At 60.3% G+C, this 26,159-nt stretch carries 28 protein-coding genes; 14 read left to right on the plus strand and 14 right to left on the minus strand.

Going from position 1 to position 26,159, the window contains the following annotated elements; all coding sequences use genetic code 11:
• Window positions 1-161: 161 nt before the first annotated feature.
• A complete protein-coding gene (locus tag JTY93_RS08585; protein ID WP_205475519.1) occupies window positions 162-593 on the minus strand; it encodes a MarR family winged helix-turn-helix transcriptional regulator in 432 nt (143 codons plus the stop codon).
• A gap of 81 nt (window positions 594-674) precedes the next feature.
• Between JTY93_RS08585 and JTY93_RS08590 the strand changes: the two genes are divergently transcribed.
• Entirely contained in the window at window positions 675-1,841 is a 1,167-nt protein-coding gene (locus JTY93_RS08590) for an aminotransferase-like domain-containing protein (RefSeq protein WP_205475518.1), read from the plus strand.
• A gap of 10 nt (window positions 1,842-1,851) precedes the next feature.
• Window positions 1,852-2,454 carry a glutathione S-transferase family protein gene (locus tag JTY93_RS08595; protein WP_205475517.1) on the plus strand — a complete coding sequence of 201 codons (603 nt, stop codon included), beginning with the start codon at window positions 1,852-1,854 and terminating at the stop codon, window positions 2,452-2,454.
• Window positions 2,455-2,574: 120 nt separating this feature from the next.
• Here JTY93_RS08595 and JTY93_RS08600 read toward each other — a convergent pair whose 3' ends face one another.
• From JTY93_RS08600 to JTY93_RS08620, 5 genes are all read right to left on the minus strand, one after another.
• Window positions 2,575-2,946, minus strand: coding sequence for a glutathione S-transferase N-terminal domain-containing protein (locus JTY93_RS08600; protein ID WP_205475516.1), 372 nt, complete (start codon window positions 2,944-2,946; stop codon window positions 2,575-2,577).
• A gap of 102 nt (window positions 2,947-3,048) precedes the next feature.
• The gene (folE, locus tag JTY93_RS08605) at window positions 3,049-3,594 is read right to left on the minus strand and encodes a GTP cyclohydrolase I FolE (RefSeq protein ID WP_169994120.1); all 546 of its coding nucleotides are present in this window, start codon (window positions 3,592-3,594) and stop codon (window positions 3,049-3,051) included.
• A gap of 320 nt (window positions 3,595-3,914) precedes the next feature.
• Entirely contained in the window at window positions 3,915-4,472 is a 558-nt protein-coding gene (locus JTY93_RS08610) for a Smr/MutS family protein (protein ID WP_205475515.1), read from the minus strand.
• Window positions 4,473-4,548: 76 nt separating this feature from the next.
• A complete protein-coding gene (locus tag JTY93_RS08615) occupies window positions 4,549-4,869 on the minus strand; it encodes a hypothetical protein (RefSeq protein ID WP_169994114.1) in 321 nt (106 codons plus the stop codon).
• Window positions 4,870-5,011: 142 nt separating this feature from the next.
• The gene (locus JTY93_RS08620; protein ID WP_169994112.1) at window positions 5,012-5,602 is read right to left on the minus strand and encodes a cysteine hydrolase family protein; all 591 of its coding nucleotides are present in this window, start codon (window positions 5,600-5,602) and stop codon (window positions 5,012-5,014) included.
• Between the two features lie 238 nt (window positions 5,603-5,840).
• Between JTY93_RS08620 and prmB the strand changes: the two genes are divergently transcribed.
• The gene (gene prmB, locus JTY93_RS08625) at window positions 5,841-6,749 is read left to right on the plus strand and encodes a 50S ribosomal protein L3 N(5)-glutamine methyltransferase (RefSeq protein ID WP_205475514.1); all 909 of its coding nucleotides are present in this window, start codon (window positions 5,841-5,843) and stop codon (window positions 6,747-6,749) included.
• Window positions 6,750-6,877: 128 nt separating this feature from the next.
• Here prmB and JTY93_RS08630 read toward each other — a convergent pair whose 3' ends face one another.
• Window positions 6,878-7,675, minus strand: coding sequence for a hypothetical protein (locus JTY93_RS08630; protein ID WP_205475513.1), 798 nt, complete (start codon window positions 7,673-7,675; stop codon window positions 6,878-6,880).
• Window positions 7,676-7,775: 100 nt separating this feature from the next.
• The gene (locus JTY93_RS08635) at window positions 7,776-8,738 is read right to left on the minus strand and encodes an alpha/beta hydrolase (RefSeq protein ID WP_205475512.1); all 963 of its coding nucleotides are present in this window, start codon (window positions 8,736-8,738) and stop codon (window positions 7,776-7,778) included.
• A gap of 142 nt (window positions 8,739-8,880) precedes the next feature.
• Here JTY93_RS08635 and aroC point away from each other — a divergent pair, with 142 nt between their 5' ends.
• The 4 genes from aroC (at window position 8,881) to JTY93_RS08655 (ending at window position 12,239) form a co-directional block, all read left to right on the plus strand.
• Window positions 8,881-9,972 carry a chorismate synthase gene (aroC, locus tag JTY93_RS08640; protein WP_205475511.1) on the plus strand — a complete coding sequence of 364 codons (1,092 nt, stop codon included), beginning with the start codon at window positions 8,881-8,883 and terminating at the stop codon, window positions 9,970-9,972.
• Between the two features lie 10 nt (window positions 9,973-9,982).
• Window positions 9,983-11,131, plus strand: coding sequence for an MFS transporter (locus JTY93_RS08645; protein ID WP_205475510.1), 1,149 nt, complete (start codon window positions 9,983-9,985; stop codon window positions 11,129-11,131).
• Between the two features lie 46 nt (window positions 11,132-11,177).
• Window positions 11,178-11,723, plus strand: coding sequence for a 1,2-dihydroxy-3-keto-5-methylthiopentene dioxygenase (locus tag JTY93_RS08650; protein WP_205475509.1), 546 nt, complete (start codon window positions 11,178-11,180; stop codon window positions 11,721-11,723).
• 213 nt (window positions 11,724-11,936) lie between these two features.
• Complete coding sequence (locus JTY93_RS08655; RefSeq protein WP_205475508.1) at window positions 11,937-12,239, plus strand: response regulator transcription factor; 303 nt, start codon at window positions 11,937-11,939, stop codon at window positions 12,237-12,239.
• Window positions 12,240-12,291: 52 nt separating this feature from the next.
• Here the strand turns inward: JTY93_RS08655 and JTY93_RS08660 are convergent, their stop codons facing one another.
• Complete coding sequence (locus JTY93_RS08660; protein ID WP_029300345.1) at window positions 12,292-12,570, minus strand: DUF3509 domain-containing protein; 279 nt, start codon at window positions 12,568-12,570, stop codon at window positions 12,292-12,294.
• A gap of 350 nt (window positions 12,571-12,920) precedes the next feature.
• Between JTY93_RS08660 and JTY93_RS08665 the strand changes: the two genes are divergently transcribed.
• The 4 genes from JTY93_RS08665 (at window position 12,921) to JTY93_RS08680 (ending at window position 16,204) form a co-directional block, all read left to right on the plus strand.
• Complete coding sequence (locus tag JTY93_RS08665; protein ID WP_205475507.1) at window positions 12,921-14,747, plus strand: long-chain-acyl-CoA synthetase; 1,827 nt, start codon at window positions 12,921-12,923, stop codon at window positions 14,745-14,747.
• Window positions 14,748-14,857: 110 nt separating this feature from the next.
• The gene (locus JTY93_RS08670; protein WP_205475506.1) at window positions 14,858-15,373 is read left to right on the plus strand and encodes an ankyrin repeat domain-containing protein; all 516 of its coding nucleotides are present in this window, start codon (window positions 14,858-14,860) and stop codon (window positions 15,371-15,373) included.
• 41 nt (window positions 15,374-15,414) lie between these two features.
• A complete protein-coding gene (locus JTY93_RS08675; RefSeq protein ID WP_205475505.1) occupies window positions 15,415-15,945 on the plus strand; it encodes a hypothetical protein in 531 nt (176 codons plus the stop codon).
• Between the two features lie 67 nt (window positions 15,946-16,012).
• Window positions 16,013-16,204, plus strand: coding sequence for a PLDc N-terminal domain-containing protein (locus JTY93_RS08680; RefSeq protein ID WP_003172956.1), 192 nt, complete (start codon window positions 16,013-16,015; stop codon window positions 16,202-16,204).
• Between the two features lie 464 nt (window positions 16,205-16,668).
• Here the strand turns inward: JTY93_RS08680 and JTY93_RS08685 are convergent, their stop codons facing one another.
• A complete protein-coding gene (locus JTY93_RS08685) occupies window positions 16,669-17,817 on the minus strand; it encodes an IS3 family transposase (protein WP_205518990.1) in 1,149 nt (382 codons plus the stop codon).
• A gap of 852 nt (window positions 17,818-18,669) precedes the next feature.
• Between JTY93_RS08685 and JTY93_RS08690 the strand changes: the two genes are divergently transcribed.
• A complete protein-coding gene (locus tag JTY93_RS08690; RefSeq protein WP_205478811.1) occupies window positions 18,670-20,757 on the plus strand; it encodes an LTA synthase family protein in 2,088 nt (695 codons plus the stop codon).
• 175 nt (window positions 20,758-20,932) lie between these two features.
• Here the strand turns inward: JTY93_RS08690 and JTY93_RS08695 are convergent, their stop codons facing one another.
• The gene (locus JTY93_RS08695) at window positions 20,933-21,085 is read right to left on the minus strand and encodes a DUF3309 family protein (protein ID WP_032863216.1); all 153 of its coding nucleotides are present in this window, start codon (window positions 21,083-21,085) and stop codon (window positions 20,933-20,935) included.
• A gap of 330 nt (window positions 21,086-21,415) precedes the next feature.
• Here JTY93_RS08695 and JTY93_RS08700 point away from each other — a divergent pair, with 330 nt between their 5' ends.
• Together JTY93_RS08700 and csrA are read left to right on the plus strand one after the other, a co-directional pair.
• Window positions 21,416-22,231, plus strand: a complete 816-nt coding sequence (locus JTY93_RS08700; protein ID WP_205478812.1) for an SDR family oxidoreductase — start codon at window positions 21,416-21,418, stop codon at window positions 22,229-22,231.
• Window positions 22,232-22,569: 338 nt separating this feature from the next.
• Complete coding sequence (csrA, locus tag JTY93_RS08705; protein ID WP_205478813.1) at window positions 22,570-22,779, plus strand: carbon storage regulator CsrA; 210 nt, start codon at window positions 22,570-22,572, stop codon at window positions 22,777-22,779.
• Here the strand turns inward: csrA and JTY93_RS08710 are convergent.
• The 3 genes from JTY93_RS08710 to ngg all read right to left on the minus strand — a co-directional run bounded on the left by JTY93_RS08710 (window position 22,776) and on the right by ngg (window position 26,157).
• Complete coding sequence (locus tag JTY93_RS08710) at window positions 22,776-23,003, minus strand: YheU family protein (protein ID WP_205478815.1); 228 nt, start codon at window positions 23,001-23,003, stop codon at window positions 22,776-22,778. The genes csrA and JTY93_RS08710 overlap by 4 nt on opposite strands.
• A 59-nt stretch (window positions 23,004-23,062) precedes the next feature.
• Window positions 23,063-24,247 (minus strand): osmoprotectant NAGGN system M42 family peptidase, encoded by a 1,185-nt coding sequence (locus JTY93_RS08715; RefSeq protein WP_205478819.1) that lies wholly within the window; start codon window positions 24,245-24,247, stop codon window positions 23,063-23,065.
• Between the two features lie 164 nt (window positions 24,248-24,411).
• Window positions 24,412-26,157 carry an N-acetylglutaminylglutamine synthetase gene (gene ngg, locus JTY93_RS08720; RefSeq protein WP_205518991.1) on the minus strand — a complete coding sequence of 582 codons (1,746 nt, stop codon included), beginning with the start codon at window positions 26,155-26,157 and terminating at the stop codon, window positions 24,412-24,414.
• Between the last annotated feature and the right edge of the window lie 2 nt (window positions 26,158-26,159).

The following is a 26,159-nucleotide window of genomic DNA, read 5'->3' on the forward strand; positions in this document are numbered from 1 at the left end:
TTCCAGCGCCGGACACATGAGTGGGCAGCGGCGCTTTGAGGTACCAGCGGGCTTTGTTGACCAGTAGGTCAGGAACTCGCACGAAGCGAATTATGCTTTTGTATACAAAGAAAGCAAATAATGTTTGCGATTATGTGTGCAAAAAAGATGAAAGGCCAATTTCAAAGTAGGGTCAGGGCTTTGTTCACCGCCAGCCAACCCTTCACCGCTTCTTCACCGGCCTCGGCAAAGGCGTGCTGCAGCAGCTTGACTTGCTCGCGGCGCAAGGACTGTTCGAAGCGCTGGCCTTCCTCGGTCAAGTGCAACAGGCGCTTACGTTTGTCAGCGTCCGAGGCAACGCTGTCGACCAGCTGCATTTCCTGCAATTGGCGCAGCGGCATGTTCAGCGCCTGCTTGCTCACCCCCAACAGCTCCAGCAGTTGCTTGACGCTCAAGGCGGGGTAGCGGGCGATAAAAAACACGATGCGTTGATGCACCCGGCTCAAGCCCCGACGCTCCAGCATTGCATCGGCTTTGGCGGTAAAGGCCTGGTAGCCGAAGAAGAACGCTTCCATGGCGGCTTGCTGCGAGGTTTGGTTTTTAAGGTCAAGCATATTGACGTATCTACCTTGGGCGTCGTAATTTCGGTCAACCAGTTTGACGTATTTTCCCCAGGCTTTGCTACCGGTGACCCTATGGCTTTCTCTGAACGTGTTTCGCGCCTTAAAAGCTCCTTGATCCGTGAGATCCTCGCGGCGGCCCAGCGCCCGCAGGTGATGTCATTTGCCGGTGGCCTGCCCGCCGAAGCCATGTTGCCGACGCTGGATTGGCAAGGCATGCCGCCGGCCATGGGCCAATACGGCATGAGCGAGGGCGAGCCGCAATTGCGCGAGTTGCTGGCCGCCGAGGCGCGGTCGCTGGGGGTGGCTTGCGAGGCCAGCCAGGTCCTGGTGGTCAGTGGTTCGCAGCAAACCCTGGACCTGGCAGCCAAGTTGTACATCGACCAAGGCACGCAGATCCTGCTGGAAGGCCCGACCTACCTGGCCGCCCTGCAGATCTTTCAACTGTTCGGCGCCGATTGCCTGACCGTGGAGCTGGAAGCCGACGGCCCGGACCTGACGGCGCTGCGCAGCAATCTGGAACGCCATCGCCCGGCGTTCATCTACCTGATCCCCACCTTCCAGAACCCGTCGGCGGTGCGCTACAGCGAAGCCAAGCGCGATGCCGTGGCGGCGCTGCTCGATGAATTCGGCGTGACCCTGATCGAAGACGAGCCCTACCGCGAGATGACCTTTGATGGCGGCAGCGCCCGGCCGATTGTCAGCCGTCTGCGCAAGGCCAGTTGGATCTACACCGGCACCGTCTCGAAAACCCTGCTCCCGGGCCTGCGGGTTGGCTACCTGATCGCCAGCCCCGATCTGTTCCCCCACCTGCTCAAGCTCAAGCAGTCGGCGGACCTGCACACCAACCGCGTCGGCCAATGGCAAGCCATGCAGTGGATCGGCACCGAGCGCTACCAGCAACACCTGGTGCAACTGCGCAGTTTTTACCGTGAGCGTCGCGATGGGTTCCAGGCGGCATTGACGCGCCACTTCGATGAACTGGCCGACTGGCAAGTGCCCCAGGGTGGATTATTCTTCTGGCTGACCTTGAAACAGCCCCTGGATACCCGCACCTTGTTGGCACCAGCGCTCGACCAGGACGTGGCGTTCATGCCTGGTGAACCGTTCTTTTCCGAGCCAGACCAGCACCACGGGCACCTGCGGCTCAACTTCAGCCACATCGACCCGGCACGCCTGGACGAAGGTCTCAAGCGTCTCGCGGCGGTGATCCGTCAAGCACAGCGCGCGCAAGCGGCATAAGGGGAGCTTCATGTACAAGGTTTATGGCGATTACCGTTCGGGCAACTGCTACAAGGTCAAGTTGATGCTCAACCTGCTCGGCATCGCGTATGAGTGGGTCAATGTCGACATCTTGAACGGCGACACACAGACCGCCGAGTTCCTGGCGAAGAACCCCAACGGCAAGATCCCGGTACTGGAGCTCGAAGACGGCACCTGCCTGTGGGAGTCCAACGCGATCCTCAACTTCCTCGCCGACGGCAGCGAGTTCCTGCCCACCGAGCCGCGCCTGCGGACCCAGGTGTTGCAGTGGCAGTTTTTCGAACAATACAGTCATGAGCCGTACATCGCGGTGGCGCGGTTTATCCTGCTTTACCTGGGGCTGCCGGAGGATCGGTTGGAGGAATACAAAACCACCCATAAAGGCGGCTACAAGGCCTTGAGGGTCATGGAAAAACAGCTGCAAGCCACGCCGTACCTGGTGGGCGACCAATATTCGATTGCCGATATTGCGCTGTATGCCTACACCCATGTGGCCCATGAGGGTGGCTTTGAGCTGAGCCCCTATCCGGCCGTACAAGCCTGGCTTGCACGCGTGGCCAGCCATCCCCGGCACGTGCCGATGCTCGACTGATAGGCGCGACCTAAATGTGTGCGGGCTTGCTCGCGAAAGCGTAGGGTCAGTTGATGAATAATTGACTGACACACCGCATTCGCGAGCAAGCCCGCTCCCACATGTTGACCGCGTTTTCTGTCAGACCGCGGCGAAGCGCTTGTCCAGGTAATCGATGATCACCTTGGAGTCATACATCCAGGTGGTCTGGCCATTCTCTTCGATACGCAGGCACGGCACCTTGATCTTGCCGCCTTGGGTAAGCAATGCCTGGCGGTCCTGCTCGTTGTTCTTCGCGTCCTTGAGCGCCACCGGTACATTCAGGCGGTGCAGGGTGCGGCGGGTCTTCACGCAGAACGGGCAGGCGTGGAATTGGTACAGGGTCAGGCCCTTGGCCGCTTGATTGACCTGCGCCTGTTGTTCGGCAGGGCGCTGCTTTTTGCGTGGACGGGTAAGGAAGTCGCCCGCGATGATGACGTGGCCGAGGCCTACTCGAAGTGCTTTGACGAACATGGCTGAAACCTCTTGCCCATGACAGAAGGGGCGGCAGCTTACCTGATTTCCACAGGCGAAAAAAAACCGGCGATGAATGCCGGTTTTTTCTGACGCAGCCTGTTACTTGATCAGGCTGAGAAACTCACTGCGGGTTGCCGCGTTTTCGCGGAACTCACCCAGCATCACCGACGTGATCATCGACGAATTCTGTTTTTCCACACCGCGCATCATCATGCACATGTGCTTGGCCTCGATCACCACCGCAACGCCCAGGGCACCGGTCACCTGCTGGACCGCTTCGGCGATCTGGCGGCTGAGGTTTTCCTGGATCTGCAGGCGGCGGGCATACATATCGACGATCCGCGCGACCTTCGACAGGCCCAGGACCTTGCCGCTGGGGATATAGGCGACATGGGCCTTGCCGATGAACGGCAGCAGGTGGTGTTCGCACAGCGAGTACAACTCGATGTCCTTGACCAGCACCATTTCGCTGTTGTCGGAGCTGAACAGGGCACCGTTGGTGACCTCTTCGAGTGTTTGCTCATAGCCGCGGCAAAGGTACTGCATGGCCTTGGCGGCACGTTTTGGCGTGTCGAGCAGGCCCTCGCGGGAGACGTCCTCGCCGAGTTGGCCGAGGATTGCGGTGTAGTTTTGTTCCAATGTCACAGGACTGTTTCCGTATGGGTTTCAGAACGGTACGGTGTATGCCTGTACCAATGTGAAGCGGTACGCCAGCGAGCGGTCGTGCAGCGTCGCCAGTGATTGGTGCACATAGTAGCGTAGGTATGCCGAGAGGTGTAATTCCCTGGAATGCGGGGTTTGCATTCGTGGCGAGGGGGCTCGTCCCCCGTTGGGCTGCGAAGCGGCCCCAAAACCTGGCGCCTCGGTGTATCTGATAAAGCGCAGTGGGCCTTATAGATTGGTGCTGCTTCGCAGCCCAACGGGGGACGAGCCCCCTCGCCACAGATGAACCTTTCCCAAGTCATTCACTCGTCACGGCCTTCAAGCATCGTGCGCTTGAGCATCACATACACCGCACCGGCGCCACCATGGCGCGGTTGGCAGGAGGTGAACCCGAGCACTTGGGTATGTTGGCGCAGCCAGGTATTGACGTGACTCTTGATCATCGGGCGCTTGCCGTCCAGGCGCACGGCCTTGCCGTGGGTCACACGTACGCAGCGGATTTCGAACTGGGTGGCTTCGGCAAGGAACGCCCAAAGGGTTTCCCGGGCCTTTTCCACGGTCATGCCATGCAGGTCGAGGCTGCCTTCGAAGGGGATCTGGCCGGCCTTGAGCTTGCGCACCTGGCTTTCCTGGACCCCGTCGCGGGACCACATCAACTCGTCCTCGGGGCCGACGTCAATCACGAACTGGTCCGATAGGCCGTCCACCGTGGTGGCGTCAGTGCGCACCGTGGCCGCCTGGCGCAGCTTGGCGATCTGCGCGCGGTCGGTCTTGGGTTTGCCGGTATCGGCGCGATCATGCTTGATCGGCTTGACGCCGCGCAGCTCGTTCTTGAATAGGGAAAAATCGTCGTCTTGCATGTCAGCCTCCGCGCGGGGCGGGCAGTTTACCCAAATCGAGGCGGTTGATGCGGGACAAAACGCTATCAGTGTTCCCTTAATCGTGCTTTTTCATCAGGTGCGAGGCGATGTTCAGCGACAGTGGCTGGCGCATACGGCGCCGGCAACGGCGCCACAGCCAGACGCCCAGCCACAGGATCAACAGCCCGCTGCCTAACAGCACGCCCGCACCGCCGGGGCTGGCATTGAGTTCGCCCAGCGCTGGCGAGTGACCGAGCAGACCGGCAGCGCCGGCCAACGAAAGCAGCAAGCCACACAACGCCAACAGCGCGGCAAATGCCACGCCCAGGCGCAGACGCCAGTTGCTCGGGCCCTTGGGGCGCAAGCGACGAGCGTCAAAACCATCGGATATCTTCATTCCGACCTTTCCTCCAGGGTATCGGCCCTTCGACCGGAAGATAAACAACTTGTTCCGGGCTGGGAGGCAATTGCGGTAAATGACAGGCTTTAGCGGATGAGCGGGGCCGTTGCGGTGGCCGCGCCGCTCATCAACAGGGTGATCAGATCAGATCTTGGGTCAGGGCAAGGGTGGCGAAGTTGTCGGCCATGATGGCCATTTCCGTCTGCTGGACATGCTCGGCGCTGAGGATACCGCCCTTGTAAGGCAGGTCGCGGGTAGCGCAGGCGTCTTCCACCAGGGTGCAGCGAAAGCCCAGGTTCTTCGCCGCGCGCACGGTGGTGCTGACGCTGGAGTGGCTCATGAAACCGCAGACGATCAAGTCCAGGGAGCCCAGGTTCTGCAGGGTTTTTTCCAGGTCTGTACCGTGGAAAGCGCTGGGCAGCAGCTTGCCAATGATGGTTTCGTCGCCCTGGGGTTCCAGGCCGGGAATAAATTCGCCGCGCTCGCCCTGGGGGTCGAACAGGCCGCCCACGGTGCCCAGGTGGCGCACATGCACGATGGGCCGCCCGGCCTTGCGTGCGGCAGCGCTCAGTTGCTTGATGTTTTCTACGGCGGCGTCCATGCCCGACAGGGCGAGCGGGCCGCTCAAATATTCTTTCTGGGCATCGATGATCACAAGGGTCGCGTGGCTCAAATTGGCCGGTGCGTAACCGCGACCGCTGAGTTGAAACATCGTCTTTGGAACGGACATTCTGGGGCTCCTGTGAGTGGGGCTTTTGCGACATTGTCCTCTGGCTGAGCGGTTCTGTGAATCGCTACTAACGTAAGGTGCGCCGTTGTTGGCCTACAGCCTTGTCAAGAGGGACTGCTGTGTAACAGAAAAACCTTGAATCAGGTTGAAACTGACATGGCGCAGAGGTTTTTCATACATCGTCCGTACAGCTTAAGGCTGTTAGAATTGCCAGTCGTTTTTTCCTGGAGCTTGCCCCGTGATCACTTCCCGCCTGCGCACCTTGCGCGACCACATCCGTTGGGCCGTCAGCCGTTTCCATGGGGAAGACCTGTTTTTTGGCCATGGTACCGACAATGCCTGGGACGAAGCCCGGCAATTGGTGTTGGGTGCGCTGCACCTGCCTTGGGAAATTGCCGACAGCTATCTGGACTGCAACCTCGAAGAAGAAGAGATTTCCCACGTACAGCGTCTGCTGCATCGCCGTATCCACGAGCGCGTGCCCACCGCTTACCTGTTGAAGGAAGCCTGGTTCTGCGGCATGTCGTTTATCGTCGACGAGCGCGTGTTGATCCCGCGCTCACCGATTGGTGAACTGATCGAAAACCGCTTCGAACCCTGGCTGGCCCAGCCTCCGGCGCGCATCCTCGACCTGTGCACCGGCTCCGGTTGTATCGGCATCGCCTGCGCCTACGAGTTCCAGGACGCCGAAGTGGTGCTGGGGGACTTGTCCTTCGAAGCGCTGGAAGTGGCTAACCAGAACATCGAGCGCCATGGTGCCGACGAGCGCGTGTACACCGTGCAGGGTGATGGTTTCGACGGTCTGCCCGGCCAGCGCTTTGACCTGATTGTGTCCAACCCGCCATACGTCGATGCCGAAGACTTTGCCGACATGCCCGATGAATACCAGCACGAACCTGAGCTGGGCCTGGCCTGCGGTGACGATGGCTTGAACCTGGTGCGGCGGATGTTGGCCGAGGCGGCCGATCATCTGACCGAGAAGGGTTTGTTGATTGTCGAGGTGGGCAACAGCCAGGTGCACGTTGAGGCGCTGTACCCGGAAGTGGATTTTGCCTGGCTGGAGTTCCAGAATGGTGGCCATGGCGTGTTCATGCTCACGGCGGAGCAGTGCCGGGCGCATCAGGCGGTGTTTGCCGCCAGGGTTTAGCCTGGTCCATGTGGGAGCTGGCTTGCCTGCGATGCAGACGACTCGGTGTATCAGCTACACCGAGTTGATGCCATCGCAGGCAAGCCAGCTCCTACATTTGATTTGGATTCTTCAGTTACAGCGTGTTGTCAGCGGTGCGTCGCGATCCAGATCAATAGCCCCGCCTGGAACACGGTAAATGCTACCAGGCAGGTGATGGTGAAGCGCAAGCCGCTGTCTTCGCGCTTGAACTTGATGACCTTTTCTTCTTCGTGACGCAGTTTCACTTCCTGTTCCGCCAGGTTCTGCTCGGCCTGTTGCAGCATCTGCGCCGCTTCCAGGATTTCCACGAACTGCACCTTCTCGGTGTTCCAGCTGTCCAGCACTTCGCTGACCTTGCCCGGCTGCACGTGCCCTTTGAGGTGCTGCACATCGGCGTAGGCCACATCAAAGCCCTGGATCCGCAAAAAGTGATCGCGGCGCAGGCGAGTGGCTTCGTTCAGCGCGTCCTTGTTCGCCAGGTCCACGCCGTCGACGCGATAGTGCGACCACTTCTTCTTTGCCCACGCGGCGCCCTGGGCTACCAGGAAACGGCCGAGGCCCCGGTTTGCCGGTTCGATTTCCAGGCTGTTGCCCGGGCCAAAATGCACGCGGTGGGTGGCGTGGTCGACCCACACATCCAGGCGATTCTGTTCGTGCCGCACCCGTTGGCCAGGCAGTTGGATGACCATGCGCAGCAGGCTGTGGTCCTTGTTGTTGCGTTCGGCATAGCCAAACTGCACAAAACGCAATGGCCGGGCGCCGGTGGCGCGGTCAGTGGCCAAGGGCGCCAGGCGCAGCATCTTGAAGTGTTCGGCCTCAACCTCCGCCCACGGCAGAGCAGCCGCCGTTTCGGTTTCGGCGGTGCTCTCGGCGGGAGATTCCGGTACTGCTTCGGTGTTCGTCATTCGGCGCGATCCTGTCCAAGCCCAGCAAGTCGACAGGCTTTTTGCTGTCGACCTTGTGCTTATCGGCCGTTTGTTCCAGGACTGGAGGGTGAATAGTGGGTTATCGGGGGCGAAGTCCGTCGATAAAGCCAACCAGACGCCTGCCCAGCGCATCGGCGAGGGGCAATTGTGGATTGTTGTAGGAACTCAGTTGTTGCTTCACATCGTTGGGTACGATGCGCATGACGTGGTTCATGCCGGGAATCACCGCCAACTCGGCGTCGGGCTTGGCCTGCTTGAGCTTTTCGGCATCGGCCACCCCCACTTGCAGGTCGGTGGTGCCCTGGACAATCAGGGCCGGCATGTTCAGGCGGGCGAACGCCGCCGCAGGATCTGCACGAAACAGGCTGATCAGGTAAGGCTGCACGCTGGGGCGGAAAATACTTTGCAGCGGGCCGGGCACATCGCCATCCACCTGGCCGGCCTTGAGTCGGTCGAGGATCTGGTTACTTCGCAGCAGCAGAGCCGGTGGCAGGTGATCGGCCAGTTGCTGGCGGATCACCTGGTCCACCGGGCGGGCACTGCCGGACAGGGAAACCACCCCGGCGGGGTCGAGCTCAGGGGCGGCGAGGGCTGCGACCAAGGCGCCTTCACTGTGGCCCAGTACCACCAGGGGCCCGAAGCGCGGATCGGCCTTGAGGGATTTGCCCCAGGCCACCGCGTCGGCCACATAGGCGTCCAGCGTCAGATTGCGCTCATCGGGCGTAGCCTTGAGGCTGGCGGCCACGCCGCGTTTGTCGTAGCGCACGCTGGCAATGTTATGGCGGGCCAGGACCCAGGCCAGGCGTTTGAGGCTGTCATTGCGCGCCCCTTCAGCACTGTTGCCGTTGCGATCGGTGGGGCCGGAGCCGGCAATGATCAGCACCACGGGCACGGGTTTGTCAGATTGGGGGAGTAGTAACGAGCCAAACAACTCGCCGCTGCCGGTGTCCAGGCTGATGGGGCGTTGCAGCACCACAGGTGCGGCGGCGTGGGCGGCGGTGCAGATCAGGGTGAGGGTAAACAGTAAAACTCGCAGCATCATCGCGCCATCATGAGGAAGGTGCCGGTTGGACCAACGTCTACCGGGAAGGTTTCGAGGATGAACTACTGGGTGAGCCTGCGTATACTGGCGCGCTTAGTTATCACGGTTGAGTTGATTCAACTGATTTCACGGAGCGCTCTGCATGTCCGGCAATACCTACGGCAAGCTGTTCACTGTCACCACCGCAGGCGAAAGCCATGGTCCGGCGTTGGTCGCCATTGTCGACGGCTGCCCGCCCGGCCTTGAGCTGTCCCTGGACGACCTGCAGCGCGACCTCGACCGCCGCAAGCCCGGCACCAGCCGCCACACCACCCAGCGCCAGGAGCCCGACGAAGTCGAAATCCTCTCCGGCGTGTTCGAGGGCCGCACCACCGGGTGCGCCATCGGCCTGTTGATCCGCAACACCGACCAGAAGTCCAAGGACTATTCGGCGATCAAGGATCTGTTCCGCCCGGCCCATGCCGACTACACCTACCACCATAAATACGGTGAGCGCGACTACCGTGGCGGTGGCCGCAGTTCGGCGCGGGAAACCGCGATGCGCGTAGCCGCCGGGGCCATCGCCAAGAAGTACCTGGCGACCCAGGGCATCGTGATCCGTGGCTACATGAGCCAGTTGGGCCCGATCGAAATCCCGTTCAAGACCTGGGACAGCGTGCAAGACAACGCTTTCTTCAGCCCCGACCCGGACAAGGTGCCGGAACTGGAAGCCTATATGGACCAGTTGCGCCGTGACCAGGATTCGGTAGGCGCCAAGATCACCGTGGTCGCCGAAGGCGTGATGCCGGGCCTGGGCGAGCCGATCTTCGACCGCCTGGACGCCGAACTGGCCCACGCGCTGATGAGCATCAACGCGGTCAAGGGTGTGGAAATCGGCGCCGGTTTCGCCTGCGTAGCCCAGCGTGGCACCGAGCATCGCGATGAGCTGACCCCCGGAGGCTTTGTCAGCAACAACGCTGGGGGCATTCTTGGGGGCATCTCCTCCGGCCAGCCGATCGTGGCGCACCTGGCACTCAAGCCGACATCGAGCATTACCACGCCGGGCCGTTCCATCGATGTGCATGGCAACCCGGTGGACGTGATCACCAAGGGCCGCCATGACCCTTGCGTCGGCATCCGCGCCACGCCGATTGCCGAGGCAATGATGGCCATTGTGCTGATGGACCACCTGCTGCGCCATCGTGGGCAGAATGCCGATGTGCGCGTGAGTACCCCGGTGCTGGGCCAGCTGTGACGGTCTGACCGTGACAGCACTCCCGTACTGGCGACTTTCCAGCTTCTATCTGTTCTATTTCGCCCTGCTGGGGGCGACGGCGCCATTCCTGGCGCTGTACTTCCATCATCTGGGATTCTCCAGCGCGCGCATTGGCGAACTGGTAGCGATCCCGATGCTGATGCGCTGTGTGGCACCCAATATCTGGGGCTGGCTGGGGGACTACACCGGTCGGCGCCTGGCCATCGTGCGCTTTGGCGCGGTATGCACGCTGCTGAGTTTCTCGCTGATCTTCGTCAGCCAGAGCTACGCCTGGCTGGCGCTGGTGATGGCCCTGCATGCGTTCTTCTGGCATGCGGTGCTGCCGCAGTTCGAGGTCATCACCCTGGCGCACCTGCGGGGCCAGACCTCACGCTACAGCCAAGTCCGCCTGTGGGGCTCCGTGGGGTTTATCCTCGCCGTAGTCGCCCTGGGTCGGCTGTTTGAAGCCCTGAGCCTGGACATCTACCCGGCGGCAATCGTGTTGATCATGGCCGGGATCATCGGTGCCAGTTGGTGGGTGCCCAATGCCCAGCCGGCCGCCACCGGCGATCGCGAGGCTGGCGACGGCTTCCTGCGGCAATTGCGCAGCCCTGGGGTGCTGGCGTTCTATGCCTGTGTCGCCTTGATGCAAATGAGCCATGGCCCGTACTACACCTTTCTCACCCTACACCTGGAAAACCTCGGTTACAGCCGTGGCATGATCGGCCTGTTGTGGGCCCTGGGCGTGGTGGCGGAAGTGTTGATGTTCATGGCCATGAGCCAGATTCTCACGCGCTTCTCGGTACGGCGGGTGCTGGTGGCCAGTTTTCTGTTGGCGGCGTTGCGCTGGTTGTTACTGGGTTCGTTCGCCGAATTCCTGTGGGTGCTGCTATTTGCCCAATTGCTGCATGCCGCGACCTTTGGCAGCTTTCATGCGGCGGCCATCCAGTTTGTGCAGCGCAGCTTCGGTGCACGCCAGCAAGGCCAGGGCCAGGCCCTGTATGCGGCGCTGGCCGGCAGCGGTGGCGCGCTGGGCGCCTTGTATTCCGGTTATAGCTGGAACCAGCTGGGGCCGACCCTGACCTTCAGTATCGCCAGCCTCGCGGCCCTGGCCGCCGCGTTGGTCATGGCGCTGCGCTTGCCCGAGGAACGGCCGTGAGCCCGGCCCATCATCTGCAGACTCTTACCGCCCAAGGACCCCTTTTATGAGCATTCTCTTCGTTTATCACGTTGCCACCCCGGACACCCCGAACAAGGTCCTGACCCACGCTGACGATATTGCCTCGACCCTGGCCGAGCAGGGCGTGGGCTTCGAGCGCTGGCAGGCGAGCACCCGCGTCGAGGCCGGTACCAGCGCGGCCGAGGTGACGGCGGCGTACCAGGGGCAAATCGACAGCTGGATGACCGCAGAGGGCTACGCGCAAGTCGAGGTGTTAAGTGTGAACCGCGAGCATCCGCAAAAGGATGCCGTTGCTGGGCGTTTGCGCGATGAATATCGCCATGATGCCGACGAAATCCGCCTATTCGCCGCCGGGCGAGGGCTGCTCGGCCTGCATATTGGCGATTACGTCTACACGGTGCTCTGCGAAAAACATGACCTGCTGCGCATTCCGGCCGGCATGCCGCGTTGGTTTGACCTGGGTGAAGAGCCGCGGGTGGTCGCCATCAGTCTGTTCAAGACGGCGTCTGGGGCTGTGGCGCAAGTAACCGGCAGGGACATCGCCCAGGCTTTCCCCGGGCTGGATGATTGATCTTAGTTCACTTTCCACAAACTTATTCAATACTCCGAAGTTGGATAAGTTTGTGGGAATGGGCTCTATAGTTTGTAAGTTCCAGCTATTTGTCTGTGGGTCGATGTGTTAATTCCAGGCTTTATGTAACTCTCCCGTCGCTGTGCATTTATCTGTCAATAGGAGGAGTCCGAATATTGGCAGTGCAATTCAATAAGAGACGGAGAGGTATGCATGAGCAGCCCAGAGGAGTCGACCCTATCCGTGGCGCCCGCGGCACACGAGGCCGGTGAACAGGCGTCCAGCGACAGGGCGGGTGGCGCACAACTGGCGTTGCCGAATAAGCCGCTGACTGCCAAGGAACTGGAAATACTGCGTTGGGCCACGCAGGGCAAGACCGTATGGGAAATCAGCCGGATCCGTTGTGTCTCACAAGCTACGGTGAAATTTCATCTGCGCAATATCTACGGCAAGTTGCACGTCAATAACCGTGTCCAGGCGGTGAGCGAGGCGATCAAGCGCGGTTTGTGCAGATAAAAAAAGGCCGTGAAGCCTGACAGCTTCACGGCCCAGTAAAACAAATCGGTATTCAGGCCGAGTGGTAGGTTGGCAGGGCAAAGCGGTGCTGGCTTTGCAGCATCGAAATCTGCGGCAGCTCGCTGGCCTGTTCTGCCAGGTCACGACGGATGGCGCTGATGACCCAGGTCAATTGGTCGGCAGTGTGCAGCTGCTGGTACGAGATCGAGCGTTTGATCTGCTTGCCCTCAGTGTTGCGCAGGGTCAGCAGGATCCCACCATCAGGACGCGCTTGAGTGGTGACGTCGTAGTTGGAGAATACAGAAGCGAATTTGTCTTGGATCAGGCTCATGTCTATCGGCTCCATTGGCTCGTGTTGTGCGGCATGGAGTGATAGGTGCAGTGATTGTGCCAGTATTGGTTTTTGTAAAAAATCCTTATAAATCAATATCATATAAAAAACTGAATTTTTCGGATTCGTGCAATATGCATGAATGGCCATCGTGCATCCTGCATTTTGCGCTATTGGCCGGTGACGAACGGTGCTGGGCACCGCCTCGATGTGGGATACAAAACATTGCAAATCCCGCGTGTACAGCCAAGGAATGGCTGGCGTATTTTCCTGCAAGGCATTCAGGAGCGGTCCTACACCCCATGAAGGCCCGCAGACTCTACGAATAATAAGAAAAAGGACTTCTGTACATGAGCAATCCGAACAGCGAGATGATTACCCTCGGCATGATGTTGCGCAAGGTGCCGACCATTGTCAGGGCCCTGCCACGCCTGGTGCGTGGTATCCGCGTCGCCAATATCACTGACCCCGACCAACCCTGCGGATTGGGCTGGACCTTCGAACAGGCCACCCAGCGCAACCCCGAGGGCGCGGCGCTGCTGTACGGCGATCAGGTGCTCAGTTATCGCCAGGCCAACCAGCACGCCAACCGCATCGCCCATCACCTGCAGGCCCAGGGCATTGGCAAGGGGGATGTGGTCGCGCTGTTTATTGAAAACCGTCCCGAACTGCTGCTGACCGTGCTGGCGGTGGCCAAGGTCGGCGGCATCTGCGCCATGCTCAACACCGCGCAAACCCAGGCGGTGCTGGTCCACAGCCTGACCCTGGTAGACCCGGTGGCGATTGTGGTCGGCGCTGAACTGGTCCAAGCCTACGACGCCGTGCGCGGGCAGGTGGCGATTGATCCTCAGCGTACCTGGTACGTTGCCGAGCAACAGGCGGCGCCGGTGCCTGCTGGCTATATCGACCTGATGGCGGCCAGCGCGGACTGCTCGCCGGACAACCCGGCCAGCAGCCAACAGATCTACTTCAACGACCCATGCTTCTATATCTACACCTCCGGCACCACCGGTTTGCCCAAGGCTGGCATTTTCAAGCATGGCCGCTGGATGAAATCCTCGGCCAGCTTCGGCACCATCGCCCTGGACATGGGCCCGGAGGATGTCGTCTATTGCACCCTGCCGCTGTACCACGCCACCGGGCTTTGCGTGTGCTGGGGCTCGGCAATTGCCGGTGCGTCAGGGTTTGCCATCCGCCGCAAGTTCAGCGCCAGCCAGTTCTGGGACGATGTGCGCAAATTCAACGCAACCACCCTGGGATATGTCGGTGAGTTGTGCCGCTACCTGATCGACCAGCCGCCAAGCCCGCGCGACCGCGACAATCGCGTGGTGAAGATGATCGGCAACGGCTTGCGCCCAGGGGTGTGGGGGCCGTTCAAGGAGCGCTTTGGGGTCGATCATATCTGCGAACTGTACGCGGCCAGCGACGGCAATATCGGCTTCACCAACGTGCTGAATTTCGACAACACCATCGGCTTTTCCCTGATGCATTGGGCACTGGTGGACTACGCCCACGACACCTGCGAACCGATCCGTGGCAGCAATGGCTTTATGCGTGAAGTGCAGAAGGGCGGGCAGGGCCTGCTGCTGGCCAGGATCGACGACAAGGCACCGTTCGATGGTTACACCGACCCGGAAAAGAACCGCAAGGTGGTGTTGAGCGATGTGTTCGAAAAGGGCGATCGCTATTTCAACACCGGCGATCTGCTGCGCAGCATCGGCTTTGGCCATGCGCAGTTCGTCGACCGTCTGGGCGACACCTATCGCTGGAAGGGCGAGAACGTCTCCACCACCGAGGTCGAAAACATCTTTATGCAGCACCCGCAGATCACCGAGGCGGTGGCCTACGGCGTGGAAATCGCCAACACCAACGGCCGCGCCGGGATGGCGGCGATTACCCCATCCGAATCCCTCGCAACTCTGGATATGCAGGCTTTGCTGCAGTTCGCCCTGAGCCAGATGCCGACCTATGCGGTGCCGCTGTTCCTGCGGATCAAGGTCAAGATGGAAACCACTGGCACCTTCAAGTACCAAAAGGTGCGGCTCAAGGAGGAGGCGTTCGACCCGGCCAGGGTGGGTGATGATCCACTCTATGCCTGGCTGCCAGGCACGGATGGCTATGTGCCTGTGACCGAGCAGGTGCTGGCGGATATTCAGGGCGGAAAATATCGCTACTGACGGCACGTGATAGAGCCTGACTATTGCTGCCTTCGGCAAAAAAGGGGTGACAGGCGTGGCGCTGCTCGGGAAACTGACGGCCTTACGCCACACCCCATAGGGAGCCGCAGATGTCAGATCAAGCCAAACAAATGACCGAAGAAGAAGCCGCCGAATTTGCCGAGCAGGTCTTCGACGTGGCCCGCCGGGGCGATGCCGCCATGCTGGCCGCGCTGCTGGCCAAAGGTTTGCCGGTCAATCTGCGCAATCACAATGGCGATACCTTGTTGATGTTGTCCGCCTATCACGGGCATGCCGAGGCGGTGAAAGTGCTGCTGGAGTTCAAGGCCGACCCGCAGATCGCCAACGATAAGAATCAATTACCGATTGCCGGTGCGGCATTCAAGGGCAACCTGGCGGTGGTCACGGCAATGATCGAAGCTGGCACTCCGGTAGACGGTGCCTCTGCCGATGGCCGCACGGCGCTGATGATGGCGGCGATGTTCAACCGTACCGAGATGGTCGAGTACCTGATCAGCGTCGGGGCCAACCCCAAGGCCACGGATGCTCAAGGGGCGACCGCCCTGGTGGCGGCCCAGACCATGGGTGCGGTGGATACGACGGCGCAGTTGCAAAAACTGGTGTAGGCTTTGCGCCCTCAAAATCAGCCTCGCCACAGGATTCGCCCATGAACACCGCGCTCGTCGAACTCATCACTAAAATCAGTTCCGGTTGCCTGGGCGAGGCCGAGATCGCGCAGATCGCCGACGAGGCCACCCAGGCCTACGCCGATGCCGACGGATTCCTGGCGGCCAACCCCGATATCAACTATGACGACAGCTTCCCCATCCCTCTGGGCGAGTGGATTGTGGTCGGTAGTCTGCCGGAAACGGTGTTGTTCCAGGCTGATACTTACCAGGACCTGTTCGCCCAGATCGTTGCCTCCTTTGGTCCCGACGTTGCGTTCAACCTCAAGCCAAAGCAATTGGCCAAGACCGAGGCGCTCACGGCGCTCAATCGCATCCAGATCCAACTCAGTGCCATGAACCCGGAAAACGGCGGCTATACGCTGATGAACTTCAGCCAGTTGCTCGATGATGAGATCCAGGCGGTGTTGGTGTACGGCAACGACGTACCACGGGTGCTGGAGTTGTGTGCCGCAGTCGGGATCAAGGGCGAACCCTCCCTGGAAGCCCTGCGCATCGCGTTGCATGTCTGAAATAAAACGGAACCCTCGTCAGGGCTGGCTATCCTAAGCAGGCAAGCCCTCACTTAGGAGCGACACCATGGGTTCCACATTTAATGGTCTGATCGGGTTGATCATCCTTGCACTGGATATCTGGGCGATCATCAACGTGTTCAAAAGCGGCGCCAGCACCGGGGCCAAAGTGTTGTGGATCCTGTTGATCCTGCTGTTGCCGGTATTGGGCCTGATTATCTGGGCCATCGCCGGGCCACGGGGCAATGTGCGGATCTGATCTTCATTGGGCACGATCAAATAGTGTGCGGCCTTGCCCGCGATAGCTCTGAGTATCTACACAAGTATCTTCTTGGTATGGGTACATATCCGTTGTTGCGGTCACGGCCACTTAGGGTTCCGCCCTTACGGCGGGTCACTTTCGAAGAGCGCGAAAGTAACCAAAGCGCTCTTGCCCCACCACTCGGTGCCTCGCCTAGGCTCGGCATGCCCGCAGTCAGGCATTGCTCCGTGGGCCCGCCGCGATCGGCCATCCATGGCCGTGTCGCGGCTACCCCGGCATCCTGCCGGGGTGCCCACTGCGCAATACCTGCCTGCGGCCAGCGTGGTTTGACGGGGCGCCCAAGATCAAAAGCCAGATCAAAAGCTGAGCAAAAGCAACAACAAAGCCAGAGCGCAGAGCTGCATTCCCCTGTGGGAGCGGGCTTGTTCTGGTCAAGTTTTTCCGGACACCGACTACGGTAATTAAGCCGACTGCTGCTCCATGGCTATTGGCGACAGGTAGTTGTTGTAGCTGTGGAGCCTGATTCGGTTGTATCGCATGAAGAAGCTGGTCATATCCTGCCTGGCTTCTTCAACTGTTGTGTAGCCCTTGGTGGGCACCCACTCTGATTTGAGTGTCCCGAAGAAACGCTCTGTTGGCGCGTTGTCCCAGCACTGCCCCCTACGGCTCATGCTTTGCGCTATCCCATGCTCCAGCAGTGCGGACTGAAAGAGCTGGCTGGTGTATTGGCAGCCTTGATCCGAATGAAACATCAAGCCTGCATGTTTGCCTCGAACCTCCACCGCCATTCTCAGCGCTCTGCTAACCAGGTTGGCGTCATTGACCAGAGAAAACGCCCAGCCAACGATTCGACGGGCGAACAGATCAATGACCGCTGCCAAGTGATACCAGCGCTTCCCAACCATCAGGCTGGTAACGTCGCCGCACCAGACCTGATTGATTGCGGTTGGCTCGAAGTTACGCTCGAGCAGGTTCTTGGCCACAAATGCTTCGACGCCTCTAGAGCGATACTGATGGCGGCGGCGCTGTCTGCTGGCCAGGTTTGCCTCCGCCATGAGTCTTCCGGCCAGATGCCGTCCCACCTTGATCTGCTGGGCCTTCAAGTGCTGAGAGATCATCCGCGCGCCTGCACTTCCCCGGCTTTCGACATGCAGTTGCACGACTTTTGCTCTGAGCGCGTCACGCTTGGCATTCGGCGCTGAGCGACGCTTAAGCCAGTCATAAAACGCGCTGCGGGAAACGCCCAGCGCACTACAAAGCAGACGGGTCGGATATGAGCTCGACTCCCTCAGCTCCTCGATCAGGAAAAAACGATCGGGATCCGACATCAAGAGAGCCGTAGCCTTTTTTAAGATTTCAGCCTCGGTCTCCAGGCGCTTGACCTTGGCTCGCAGCTGTTGAAGCTCTCGCTGTTCGTCGCTGATTGCTTTGGTACCTGCCACTGGCTGCCCTTTCTGACGTTCTTTACGAACCTGATCAACCCAGCGGCGCAGGGCCGTAGGGCCAACGTCCATCGATGCACAGACGTCAGGAACTGAGCAGTTATCATCAAGAACCATGCTTGCAGCACGTTGCTTGAACTCGCGGGTGTAGGTCTTTCGTTCTTGCATGGAACCTCCTGGTTGGGCGAATCATATCGCCCTTAAGAGGTGTCCGGGATCATTAGGCCAGTTCAGCTTGCTCGCGAATGCGGAGTGTCAGTCAATGCATTTATCAACTGACAGACTGCATTCGCGAGCAAGCCCGCTCCCACAGGGGGACGCGCACGCTTCGACGATCAGGCCGGCTGTCAGGCCGCCTCGCTCTGCTTGTGATTTTGATCTTAGGCGCCCCGTTAAACCACGCTGGCCGTCATCCGATATTGATTTGGGGGGTAAACCGGCAGGACGCCGGTTTAGCCGCGCTGGGCCATGGATGGCCCATCGCGGCGGCCCCCCAAATCAATGTCGGATTACGGGCACACCGAGCCTAGGCGAGGTGCCGAGTGGTGGGGCAAGAGCGCTTTGGTTACTTTCGCGCTCTTCGAAAGTGACCCGCCGTAAGGGCGGAACCCTAAGTGGCCGTGACCACAGCAATGGATATGTACACCCCCCCCAAAAAGAGCAACTTGTGTAGATCCTAATGCCCCATCATTACCCGGTTAATTGGCTGACACGCCGCTATCGCGAGCAAACCCACCCCCCACATTTTTGTACCCCGCATCCACTAGATTTGTGTGTCTGGATATTCGCTGCACAAAATTTTCACACTTCATCCAAGACAATTCCCCCGCTTTATTTTCCTGCCACAGTCCGTCTGTGTCGCCAGGAGCCCTGCGCGCTGAGTAATCAATAGCGTTGCCGACGTTGATCGGGCACCATCTGCCCACCGCGTAATACCCTGGACCCTATGCCTCTATTGGCCGGGGCAGGACGCCGCTGCATTATTTCGCAACTTAAACTTCCAATGGGTCCTCAAACAACATGGCAAACCCGGACGCCCTGAATCAGCAGCGAGCTTCTAATCGCCTGCTGCAACCCACCGTCAAATCCCACCTGGCCTACACGCTGCTTTGCGCCCTGGTCATGATGGTGATGCTCTCCCTGCTGCGCCTCGGGCTGTTGATCTACAACAGCGACATGATGCTCGACACCCCGGCCTCGACCTTCCTTGAAGCGTTCGTCAACGGCCTGCGCCTGGACTTGCGCCTGGTGGTGTACCTGAGCATCCCGCTGATCCTGGCCTTGTTCAGTGTGCGCGCCATGGCTGCTCGCGGGTTCTTCCGGCTGTGGCTGACGGTGGTCTCCAGCATCGCGTTGTTCCTTGGCCTGATGGAGATGGACTTCTACCGCGAGTTCCACCAGCGCCTCAACGGCCTGGTCTTCCAGTACGTCAAGGAAGACCCGAAAACCGTGATGAGCATGCTCTGGTACGGTTTCCCGGTGGTGCGTTACCTGCTGGGCTGGGCCGTGGGGACGTTTATCCTGAGCATCGCCTTCAAGGGCGCTGACCGTGCCACGCGGCCCCGTGGCCCGTTCAGCGGTGGCACCGTCGGCACTCGCCAGGTTGCCCCGTGGTACGGCCGCGTCGCGGTGTTCATGGTGTGCCTGCTGATCGCCGTGGTCGCCGCGCGCGGTACCCTGCGCCAGGGCCCGCCGCTGCGTTGGGGTGACGTGTACACCACCGACTCCAACTTCGCCAACCACCTGGGCCTCAACGGTACGTTGTCGCTGATCGGTGCGGCCAAGGCGCGTTTTTCCGAGCATCGCGAGAACGTCTGGAAAGCCACCCTGGAGCAACCGCTGGCCACCCAGACCGTGCGCGACATGCTGGTGTTGCCCGACGAAAAACTGGTGGATACCGACACCGCCGCCGTGCGCCGTGACTTCACGCCACCGGCCGAGAAGACCCTGCCGATCAAGAACGTCGTGGTGATCCTGATGGAAAGCTTCGCCGGTCACTCGGTGGGCGCGTTGGGCAGCAACGGCAAGATCACGCCGTACTTCGATGAGTTGACCAAGGAAGGCCTGCTGTTCGACCGTTTCTTCTCCAACGGCACCCATACCCACCAGGGCATGTTCGCCACCATGGCTTGCTTCCCGAACCTGCCAGGCTTCGAATACCTGATGCAGACCCCGGAAGGCAGCCACAAGTTGTCGGGCTTGCCGCAATTGCTCAGTGCCCGCGATTTCGACGATGTGTATGTCTACAACGGCGACTTCGCCTGGGATAACCAGTCGGGCTTCTTCAGCAACCAGGGCATGACCAACTTCATTGGCCGCAATGACTTCGTCGACCCGGTGTTCTCCGATCCGACCTGGGGCGTGTCCGACCAGGACATGTTCGACCGTGGCCTGCAAGAGTTGAAGGCGCGCGAGGGCGGCAAGCCGTTCTACGCACTGCTGCAAACCCTGTCCAACCATACGCCGTACGCCTTGCCGACGCCGTTGCCGGTCGAGCCGGTGACTGACCGTGGTCGTCTCAACGAACATTTGACGGCCATGCGCTACTCCGACTGGGCCCTGGGCCAGTTCTTCGAGAAGGCCCGCAAGGAGCCGTACTTCAAGGACACCTTGTTTGTGATCGTCGGCGACCATGGTTTCGGTAACGAGCAACAGATCACCGAGATGGACCTGGGCCGCTTCAACGTGCCGCTGCTGCTGATCGCCCCGGGCGTGCAGGACAAGTTCGGCGTGCGCGACCATACCGTGGGGACGCAGATCGACATCGTGCCGACCATCATGGGCCGCCTGGGCGGTGAAACCCGCCACCAGTGCTGGGGCCGTGACCTGCTCAACCTGCCGGAAGGCGACAAGGGCTTTGGCGTGATCAAGCCATCGGGCAGCGACCAGACCGTGGCGTTGCTCACCGCTGACCGTGTGTTGGTACTGCCCAAGGAAATGCCACCGAAACTGTGGCAATACGAACTGGGCGCCAACCCTACCGGCAAGGTAATCCCTGAGTCGGCGGATGAGGCACAACTCAAGCAGAAACTTGAGTCGTTCCTGCAAACCGCGACCAAGAGCCTGCTGGATAACACCGCAGGCGTGGTAGACGGCAAGCCGGACTAATCGCCAAGCAATAAAAAAGAGGCCTTCTTCAAGGCCTCTTTTTTTTGCATCTATTTTTTGTAGGAGCGAGCTTGCTCGCGAAAAATGCCCAGGCAACACGTTTGTTCTGGATAACCGCAGTACTGCTGAGTTCTTCGCGAGCAAGCTCGCTCCTACAGTTATGCAATCAACGCCGTTATATCTTGCCCAGCAACAACAGGATCAACAGCACTACCAGCACCGTACCGAGAATACCCGATGGCCCATAACCCCAGTTGCGCGAGTGCGGGAACACCGGCAGGCCGCCGACCAGCAGGAGGATCAGAACAATGATAAGAATGAGGCTCATAGGTTGTTTTCCTTATTCGTCTTCTGAAAAGACCTGATTGTTAATTGTCAGAGCCGCACATCTAAAACGGCTGCCTTAACCAATCTGACTCCTGCACTTTGCAGAAAATTCCCTGTTTTTTTAAAGCGATTTGGCCACTGGCTTATTTCCTTTTTAATTGTAGTGCGGCTTCGCGCTTAGTTTAAAAAGATTGAACTAACCCCAGGCCCTGGCATCCGACCGGGCCTTTGGTTTGCCCGCGGCATTCAGCAACTTGATGGTGCATGGGGCGGTGAATAACCTTCGCTACACTGGCGCGTACTTCTTCCCTGAACCACAAGGCTACTTCCTATGCAAAATCGCATGATGATCACTGGCGCCGGGTCCGGCCTGGGTCGCGAAATCGCTCTGCGCTGGGCCCGCGAAGGTTGGCAACTGGCCTTGTCGGATGTCAGTGAGCCGGGTTTGCAGGAAACCCTCGCGCTGGTGCTCCAGGCCGGTGGCGATGGCTTTATCCAGCGCTGTGACGTGCGTGACTACAGCCAGCTCACTGCCTTTGCCCAGGCCTGCGAAGTCAAGCTGGGCGGTATCGATGTGATCGTCAACAACGCAGGGGTCGCCTCTGGTGGATTCTTCAGCGAACTGTCCCTGGAAGATTGGGACTGGCAGATCGCGATCAACCTGATGGGCGTGGTCAAGGGCTGCAAGGCTTTCCTGCCGCTGCTGGAAAAAAGCAAGGGCCGGATCATCAACATCGCTTCCATGGCGGCCCTGATGCAAGGCCCGGCCATGAGCAACTACAACGTGGCCAAGGCTGGTGTGGTGGCACTTTCGGAAAGCCTGCTGGTGGAACTCAAGCAGCAGGAAGTCGGGGTGCATGTGGTTTGCCCGTCGTTCTTCCAGACCAACCTGCTGGACTCGTTCCGCGGCCCCACCCCGGCGATGAAGGCTCAGGTCGGCAAGCTGCTGGAAAGCTCGCCAATCACGGCGGCGGACATCGCCGATTACATCTACCAGCGCGTGGCGGCCGGTGAGTTCATGATCCTGCCCCATGAACAAGGGCGGATGGCCTGGGCCTTGAAGCAGAAAAACCCGCAGTTGCTGTATGACGAAATGACCAGCATGTCGGAAAAAATGCGCGCCAAGGCCCAGTCGGTCAAAAGTTAATGGGCGCAGGGGCAAGTGTGGCTCAAGCGCTTACTGTGGCGAGGGGGCTTGTCCCCCGATGGGCTGCGCAGCAGCCCTAAACCCAGGCGCTGCGGTCTGCCTGATAAAAAACGGCGGTCTTATTGGGGCTGCTGCGCAGCCCGGCGGGGGACAAGCCCCCTCGCCACACAGTAAACGGAGTGTTCAGTTTTTGTCTTCTGTTGCGGCGCTTTCCATATTTGTCTGTCAGTAAAGTTAACCAAGGCTTGTAGGGGAGGTCTGTTTAGCTAGCAAGGCATTGATGGGGCATGGGGGAGGGCGCATGGTCGATGTCCGGTAACTCTCAAAGGACAAACGCCATGCTGGTACTTAGCCGCGCGGTAGGCGAAATCATTTCCATCGGCGATCACATCACCCTGCGGATCCTGGAGGTCAATAGCTTCCAGGTAAAACTCGGTGTGGACGCGCCGGCAGGGGTCAATGTGCATCGGGCGGAGGTCTACGAAAAGATCCGCAACTTGCAGGGGCAGCCGCTGACCACCCATCCAGTGCCTGTACCCAACCCTTAGTCGAACAGATGCTTGGGCACATCGTGCTTGAGCATCAGTTGGCACTGTTCACTCTCCGGATCGAAAACGATCAGCGCCTGGCCCTTGGCCAACGCCTGGCGTACACGCAGTACCCGGGTTTCCAGGGGCGTGTCGTCGCCGTTATCGGTGCCGTCGCGGGTGACGAAGTCTTCAATGAGGCGGGTCAGGGTGTCGACTTCAAGTGCATCGTAGGGAATCAGCATACAAGCCTCAAATGATTGATCCCGGCGATGCTACTGTGCCGGGATCATTGTTGCCAGCGTCAGGTTTTCTGCCCGACCAGGCTATCCACCGACGGCACGCGGGTGTCGCTCTCCATTTGTGTCTCGTGTTCCAGTTGATGGCTGAAGCGGTCCAGGGAACCCTGGGCGGGCTGGGCATCGCTGGCAAATACCGGCGGACTGAGGATGTAGGCGCCAAGCAGGCGACTCAATGCCGCCAGGCTGTCGATATGGGTGCGCTCGTAACCGTGGGTCGCATCGCAACCGAAGGCCAGCAGCGCGGTGCGGATATCGTGCCCGGCCGTCACGGCCGAGTGGGCATCGCTGAAGTAATAGCGAAACAGATCGCGGCGTACCGGCAACTCATGGTCGGCGGCCAGGCGCAGCAGGTGACGGGACAAATGATAGTCATAGGGCCCGCCGGAATCCTGCATCGCGACGCTCACGGCATGCTCGCTGGAATGCTGGCCGGGGGCGACCGGGGCAATGTCGATGCCGACGAATTCGCTGACATCCCAGGGTAATGCCGCCGCCGCCCCGCTGCCGGTTTCTTCGGTGATGGTGAACAGTGGGTGGCAGTCGATCAGCAACGGTTCACCGCTGTCGACGATCGCCTTGAGCGCCGCCAGCAAGGCGGCGACCCCGGCTTTGTCATCCAGGTGACGGGCGCTGATATGGCCGCTCTCGGTGAACTCCGGAAGTGGGTCGAAGGCCACGAAATCACCGACACCGATCCCCAAGGAATCGCAATCGGCACGGGTGGTGCAGTAGGCGTCCAGGCGCAGTTCGATATGGTCCCAACTGATTGGCATTTCATCCACGGCGGTATTGAACGCGTGCCCGGAAGCCATCAGTGGCAGGACGCTGCCACGGATCACGCCATTGTCGGTGAACAGGCTCACGCGGCTGCCTTCGGCAAAGCGGCTGGACCAGCAGCCCACGGGGGCCAGGGTCAGGCGGCCATTGTCCTTGATTGCCCGCACGGCAGCGCCGATGGTGTCCAGGTGCGCGGAAACTGCGCGGTCGGGGCTGCTTTGCTGGCCCTTGAGGGTGGCGCGGATGGTCCCGCGACGGGTCATTTCAAAGGGGATGCCCAGTTCTTCGAGGCGCTCGGCGACGTAGCGCACGATGGTGTCGGTAAACCCGGTGGGGCTGGGGATAGCGAGCATTTCCAGCAGCACTTTCTGCAGGTAGTTGAGATCCGGTTCGGGGATGGTTCGGGTCATGGAAACTCCTGATGAGTTGAGGGCATCGATGGTTTCGATGAGGGGCCTGGGGTATTTGTTGCCTGCATTGGCCTCATCGCGGGCAAGCCCGCTCCTACAGTTGATCGCGTACCCATGGAGGAGCGGGCTTGCCCGCGATGAGGCCCGACCCGTCAACGCCTATCTCAAGCCGTGGACTGACTATGGGGAAACAACAAATCCACGAATTTCTCCGCAGTCGGTTGCGGTTCATGATTGGCCAAGCCGGCGCGTTCATTGGCTTCGATAAATACATACTCCGGCTGGTCGGCGGCCGGCACCATCAGGTCCAGGCCCACCATGGGGATGTCGAGGGCGCGCGCGGCACGTACGGCAGCGTCCGCCAGTGTCGGGTGCAGAATCGCCGTGACATCTTCCAGGCAACCGCCGGTGTGCAGGTTGGCGGTACGGCGCACGGCCAGCACTTCGCCGGAAGGCAAGATGCTGTCGTAGTCGTAACCTGCCGCTTTCAAGGTGCGTAGGGTTTCGTCGTCCATGGGGATGCGGCTTTCGCCATCGGTGGCCGCCTGGCGTCGGCGGCTTTGCGCCTCGATCAACGCGCCGACGCTGTGCTTGCCGTCACCGATCACCTGGGCCGGGCGGCGGATGGCGGCGGCCACCACTTCAAAACCAATGACCAGGATGCGCAGGTCCAGGCCTTCGTGGAAGCTCTCCAGCAATACCCGCGCGTCGAACTGGCGCGCCGCCTCGATGGCGTTTTGCACTTCTTCGATGGTCTGCAAGTCCACGGCCACGCCCTGGCCCTGTTCCCCGTCCAGCGGCTTGACCACGATGCGCTGGTGTTCGTCGAGAAACTCCAGGTTATCGTCGGCGCTGGCGGCCAGTTGCTGCGATGGCAATTTCAAACCGGCGGCGTTCAAGGTCTTGTGGGTCAGGCTTTTGTCCTGGCACAGGGTCATGCTGATGGCGCTGGTCAGGTCGCTCAACGACTCACGGCAGCGCACCCGCCGCCCGCCATGGCTGAGGGTAAACAGCCCGGCATCGGCGTCATCTACCTGCACGTCGATCCCGCGTCGGTGGGCTTCTTCGACAATGATCCGCGCATAGGGATTGAACCCCGCCTGCGGCCCAGGGCCGAGGAACAGCGGTTGATTGATGCCATTTTTGCGCTTGATCGCGAAGGTGGTGAGGGCGCGAAAACCGAGCTTGGCGTAGAGGCTTTTAGCCTGGCGATTGTCATGCAATACCGACAGGTCCAGGTAACTCAGGCCCCGGCTCATAAAGTGTTCGATCAGGTGGCGCACCAGCACTTCGCCGACCCCCGGCCGCGAGCATTGCGGGTCTACGGCCAGGCACCAAAGGCTGCTGCCGCTTTCCGGGTCGTGGAAGGCCTTTTGATGATTGAGACCCATGACGCTGCCGATCACCGCGCCGCTGTCTTCGTCCTCGGCCAGCCAGTACACCGGGCCGCCTTGATGGCGCGGGGTCAACAGGTTGGCATCCACCGGCAACATGCCGCGCCCCTGGTACAGGCGATTGACGGCCTGCCAATCGGCTTCGCTCTGTACCCGGCGAATGCGAAAGCCACGAAACACCCGGGTCGCCGGGCGGTAGTCGGTGAACCACAGGCGCAGGGTGTCGGATGGATCGAGGAACAATTGTTGCGGATCGATCCCGAGGATCTGCTGGGGCGCGGCCACATACAGGGCGATATCCCGCTCCCCCGGCTGCTCGTTGAGCAACTCCAGGGCCAGGCTCGCCGGGTCAGGGAAGGTATGCCCAATCAACAACCGGCCCCAGCCGCAATGTAATGCGATGGGCTGCGCGCTGGGTTCGCTGCCGTCTTCGGCCAGACGCGCTTGCAAGCGCTCGTAGGAAGGCGCCTGGCCGCGCAGCAGGCGTTGGCTGTAGGCCGTGGCGTGAGGTTTCATCA

It is taken from the genome of Pseudomonas hygromyciniae (assembly GCF_016925675.1).
GTDB classification, from domain to species: Bacteria; Pseudomonadota; Gammaproteobacteria; order Pseudomonadales; family Pseudomonadaceae; genus Aquipseudomonas; species Aquipseudomonas hygromyciniae.

Bases quoted from the DNA above. Each gene is read 5' to 3' on its own strand.
- JTY93_RS08585 (WP_205475519.1), bottom strand. From the start codon at position 593: ATGCTTGACCTTAAAAACCAAACCTCGCAGCAAGCCGCCATGGAAGCG.
- JTY93_RS08590 (WP_205475518.1), top strand. From the start codon at position 675: ATGGCTTTCTCTGAACGTGTTTCGCGCCTTAAAAGCTCCTTGATCCGT.
- JTY93_RS08595 (WP_205475517.1), top strand. From the start codon at position 1,852: ATGTACAAGGTTTATGGCGATTACCGTTCGGGCAACTGCTACAAGGTC.
- JTY93_RS08600 (WP_205475516.1), bottom strand. From the start codon at position 2,946: ATGTTCGTCAAAGCACTTCGAGTAGGCCTCGGCCACGTCATCATCGCG.
- JTY93_RS08610 (WP_205475515.1), bottom strand. From the start codon at position 4,472: ATGCAAGACGACGATTTTTCCCTATTCAAGAACGAGCTGCGCGGCGTC.
- JTY93_RS08615 (WP_169994114.1), bottom strand. From the start codon at position 4,869: ATGAAGATATCCGATGGTTTTGACGCTCGTCGCTTGCGCCCCAAGGGC.
- JTY93_RS08620 (WP_169994112.1), bottom strand. From the start codon at position 5,602: ATGTCCGTTCCAAAGACGATGTTTCAACTCAGCGGTCGCGGTTACGCA.
- JTY93_RS08630 (WP_205475513.1), bottom strand. From the start codon at position 7,675: ATGACGAACACCGAAGCAGTACCGGAATCTCCCGCCGAGAGCACCGCC.
- JTY93_RS08635 (WP_205475512.1), bottom strand. From the start codon at position 8,738: ATGATGCTGCGAGTTTTACTGTTTACCCTCACCCTGATCTGCACCGCC.
- aroC (WP_205475511.1), top strand. From the start codon at position 8,881: ATGTCCGGCAATACCTACGGCAAGCTGTTCACTGTCACCACCGCAGGC.
- JTY93_RS08650 (WP_205475509.1), top strand. From the start codon at position 11,178: ATGAGCATTCTCTTCGTTTATCACGTTGCCACCCCGGACACCCCGAAC.
- JTY93_RS08655 (WP_205475508.1), top strand. From the start codon at position 11,937: ATGAGCAGCCCAGAGGAGTCGACCCTATCCGTGGCGCCCGCGGCACAC.
- JTY93_RS08660 (WP_029300345.1), bottom strand. From the start codon at position 12,570: ATGAGCCTGATCCAAGACAAATTCGCTTCTGTATTCTCCAACTACGAC.
- JTY93_RS08665 (WP_205475507.1), top strand. From the start codon at position 12,921: ATGAGCAATCCGAACAGCGAGATGATTACCCTCGGCATGATGTTGCGC.
- JTY93_RS08670 (WP_205475506.1), top strand. From the start codon at position 14,858: ATGTCAGATCAAGCCAAACAAATGACCGAAGAAGAAGCCGCCGAATTT.
- JTY93_RS08675 (WP_205475505.1), top strand. From the start codon at position 15,415: ATGAACACCGCGCTCGTCGAACTCATCACTAAAATCAGTTCCGGTTGC.
- JTY93_RS08680 (WP_003172956.1), top strand. From the start codon at position 16,013: ATGGGTTCCACATTTAATGGTCTGATCGGGTTGATCATCCTTGCACTG.
- JTY93_RS08685 (WP_205518990.1), bottom strand. From the start codon at position 17,817: ATGCAAGAACGAAAGACCTACACCCGCGAGTTCAAGCAACGTGCTGCA.
- JTY93_RS08690 (WP_205478811.1), top strand. From the start codon at position 18,670: ATGGCAAACCCGGACGCCCTGAATCAGCAGCGAGCTTCTAATCGCCTG.
- JTY93_RS08695 (WP_032863216.1), bottom strand. From the start codon at position 21,085: ATGAGCCTCATTCTTATCATTGTTCTGATCCTCCTGCTGGTCGGCGGC.
- JTY93_RS08700 (WP_205478812.1), top strand. From the start codon at position 21,416: ATGCAAAATCGCATGATGATCACTGGCGCCGGGTCCGGCCTGGGTCGC.
- csrA (WP_205478813.1), top strand. From the start codon at position 22,570: ATGCTGGTACTTAGCCGCGCGGTAGGCGAAATCATTTCCATCGGCGAT.
- JTY93_RS08710 (WP_205478815.1), bottom strand. From the start codon at position 23,003: ATGCTGATTCCCTACGATGCACTTGAAGTCGACACCCTGACCCGCCTC.
- JTY93_RS08715 (WP_205478819.1), bottom strand. From the start codon at position 24,247: ATGACCCGAACCATCCCCGAACCGGATCTCAACTACCTGCAGAAAGTG.
- ngg (WP_205518991.1), bottom strand. From the start codon at position 26,157: ATGAAACCTCACGCCACGGCCTACAGCCAACGCCTGCTGCGCGGCCAG.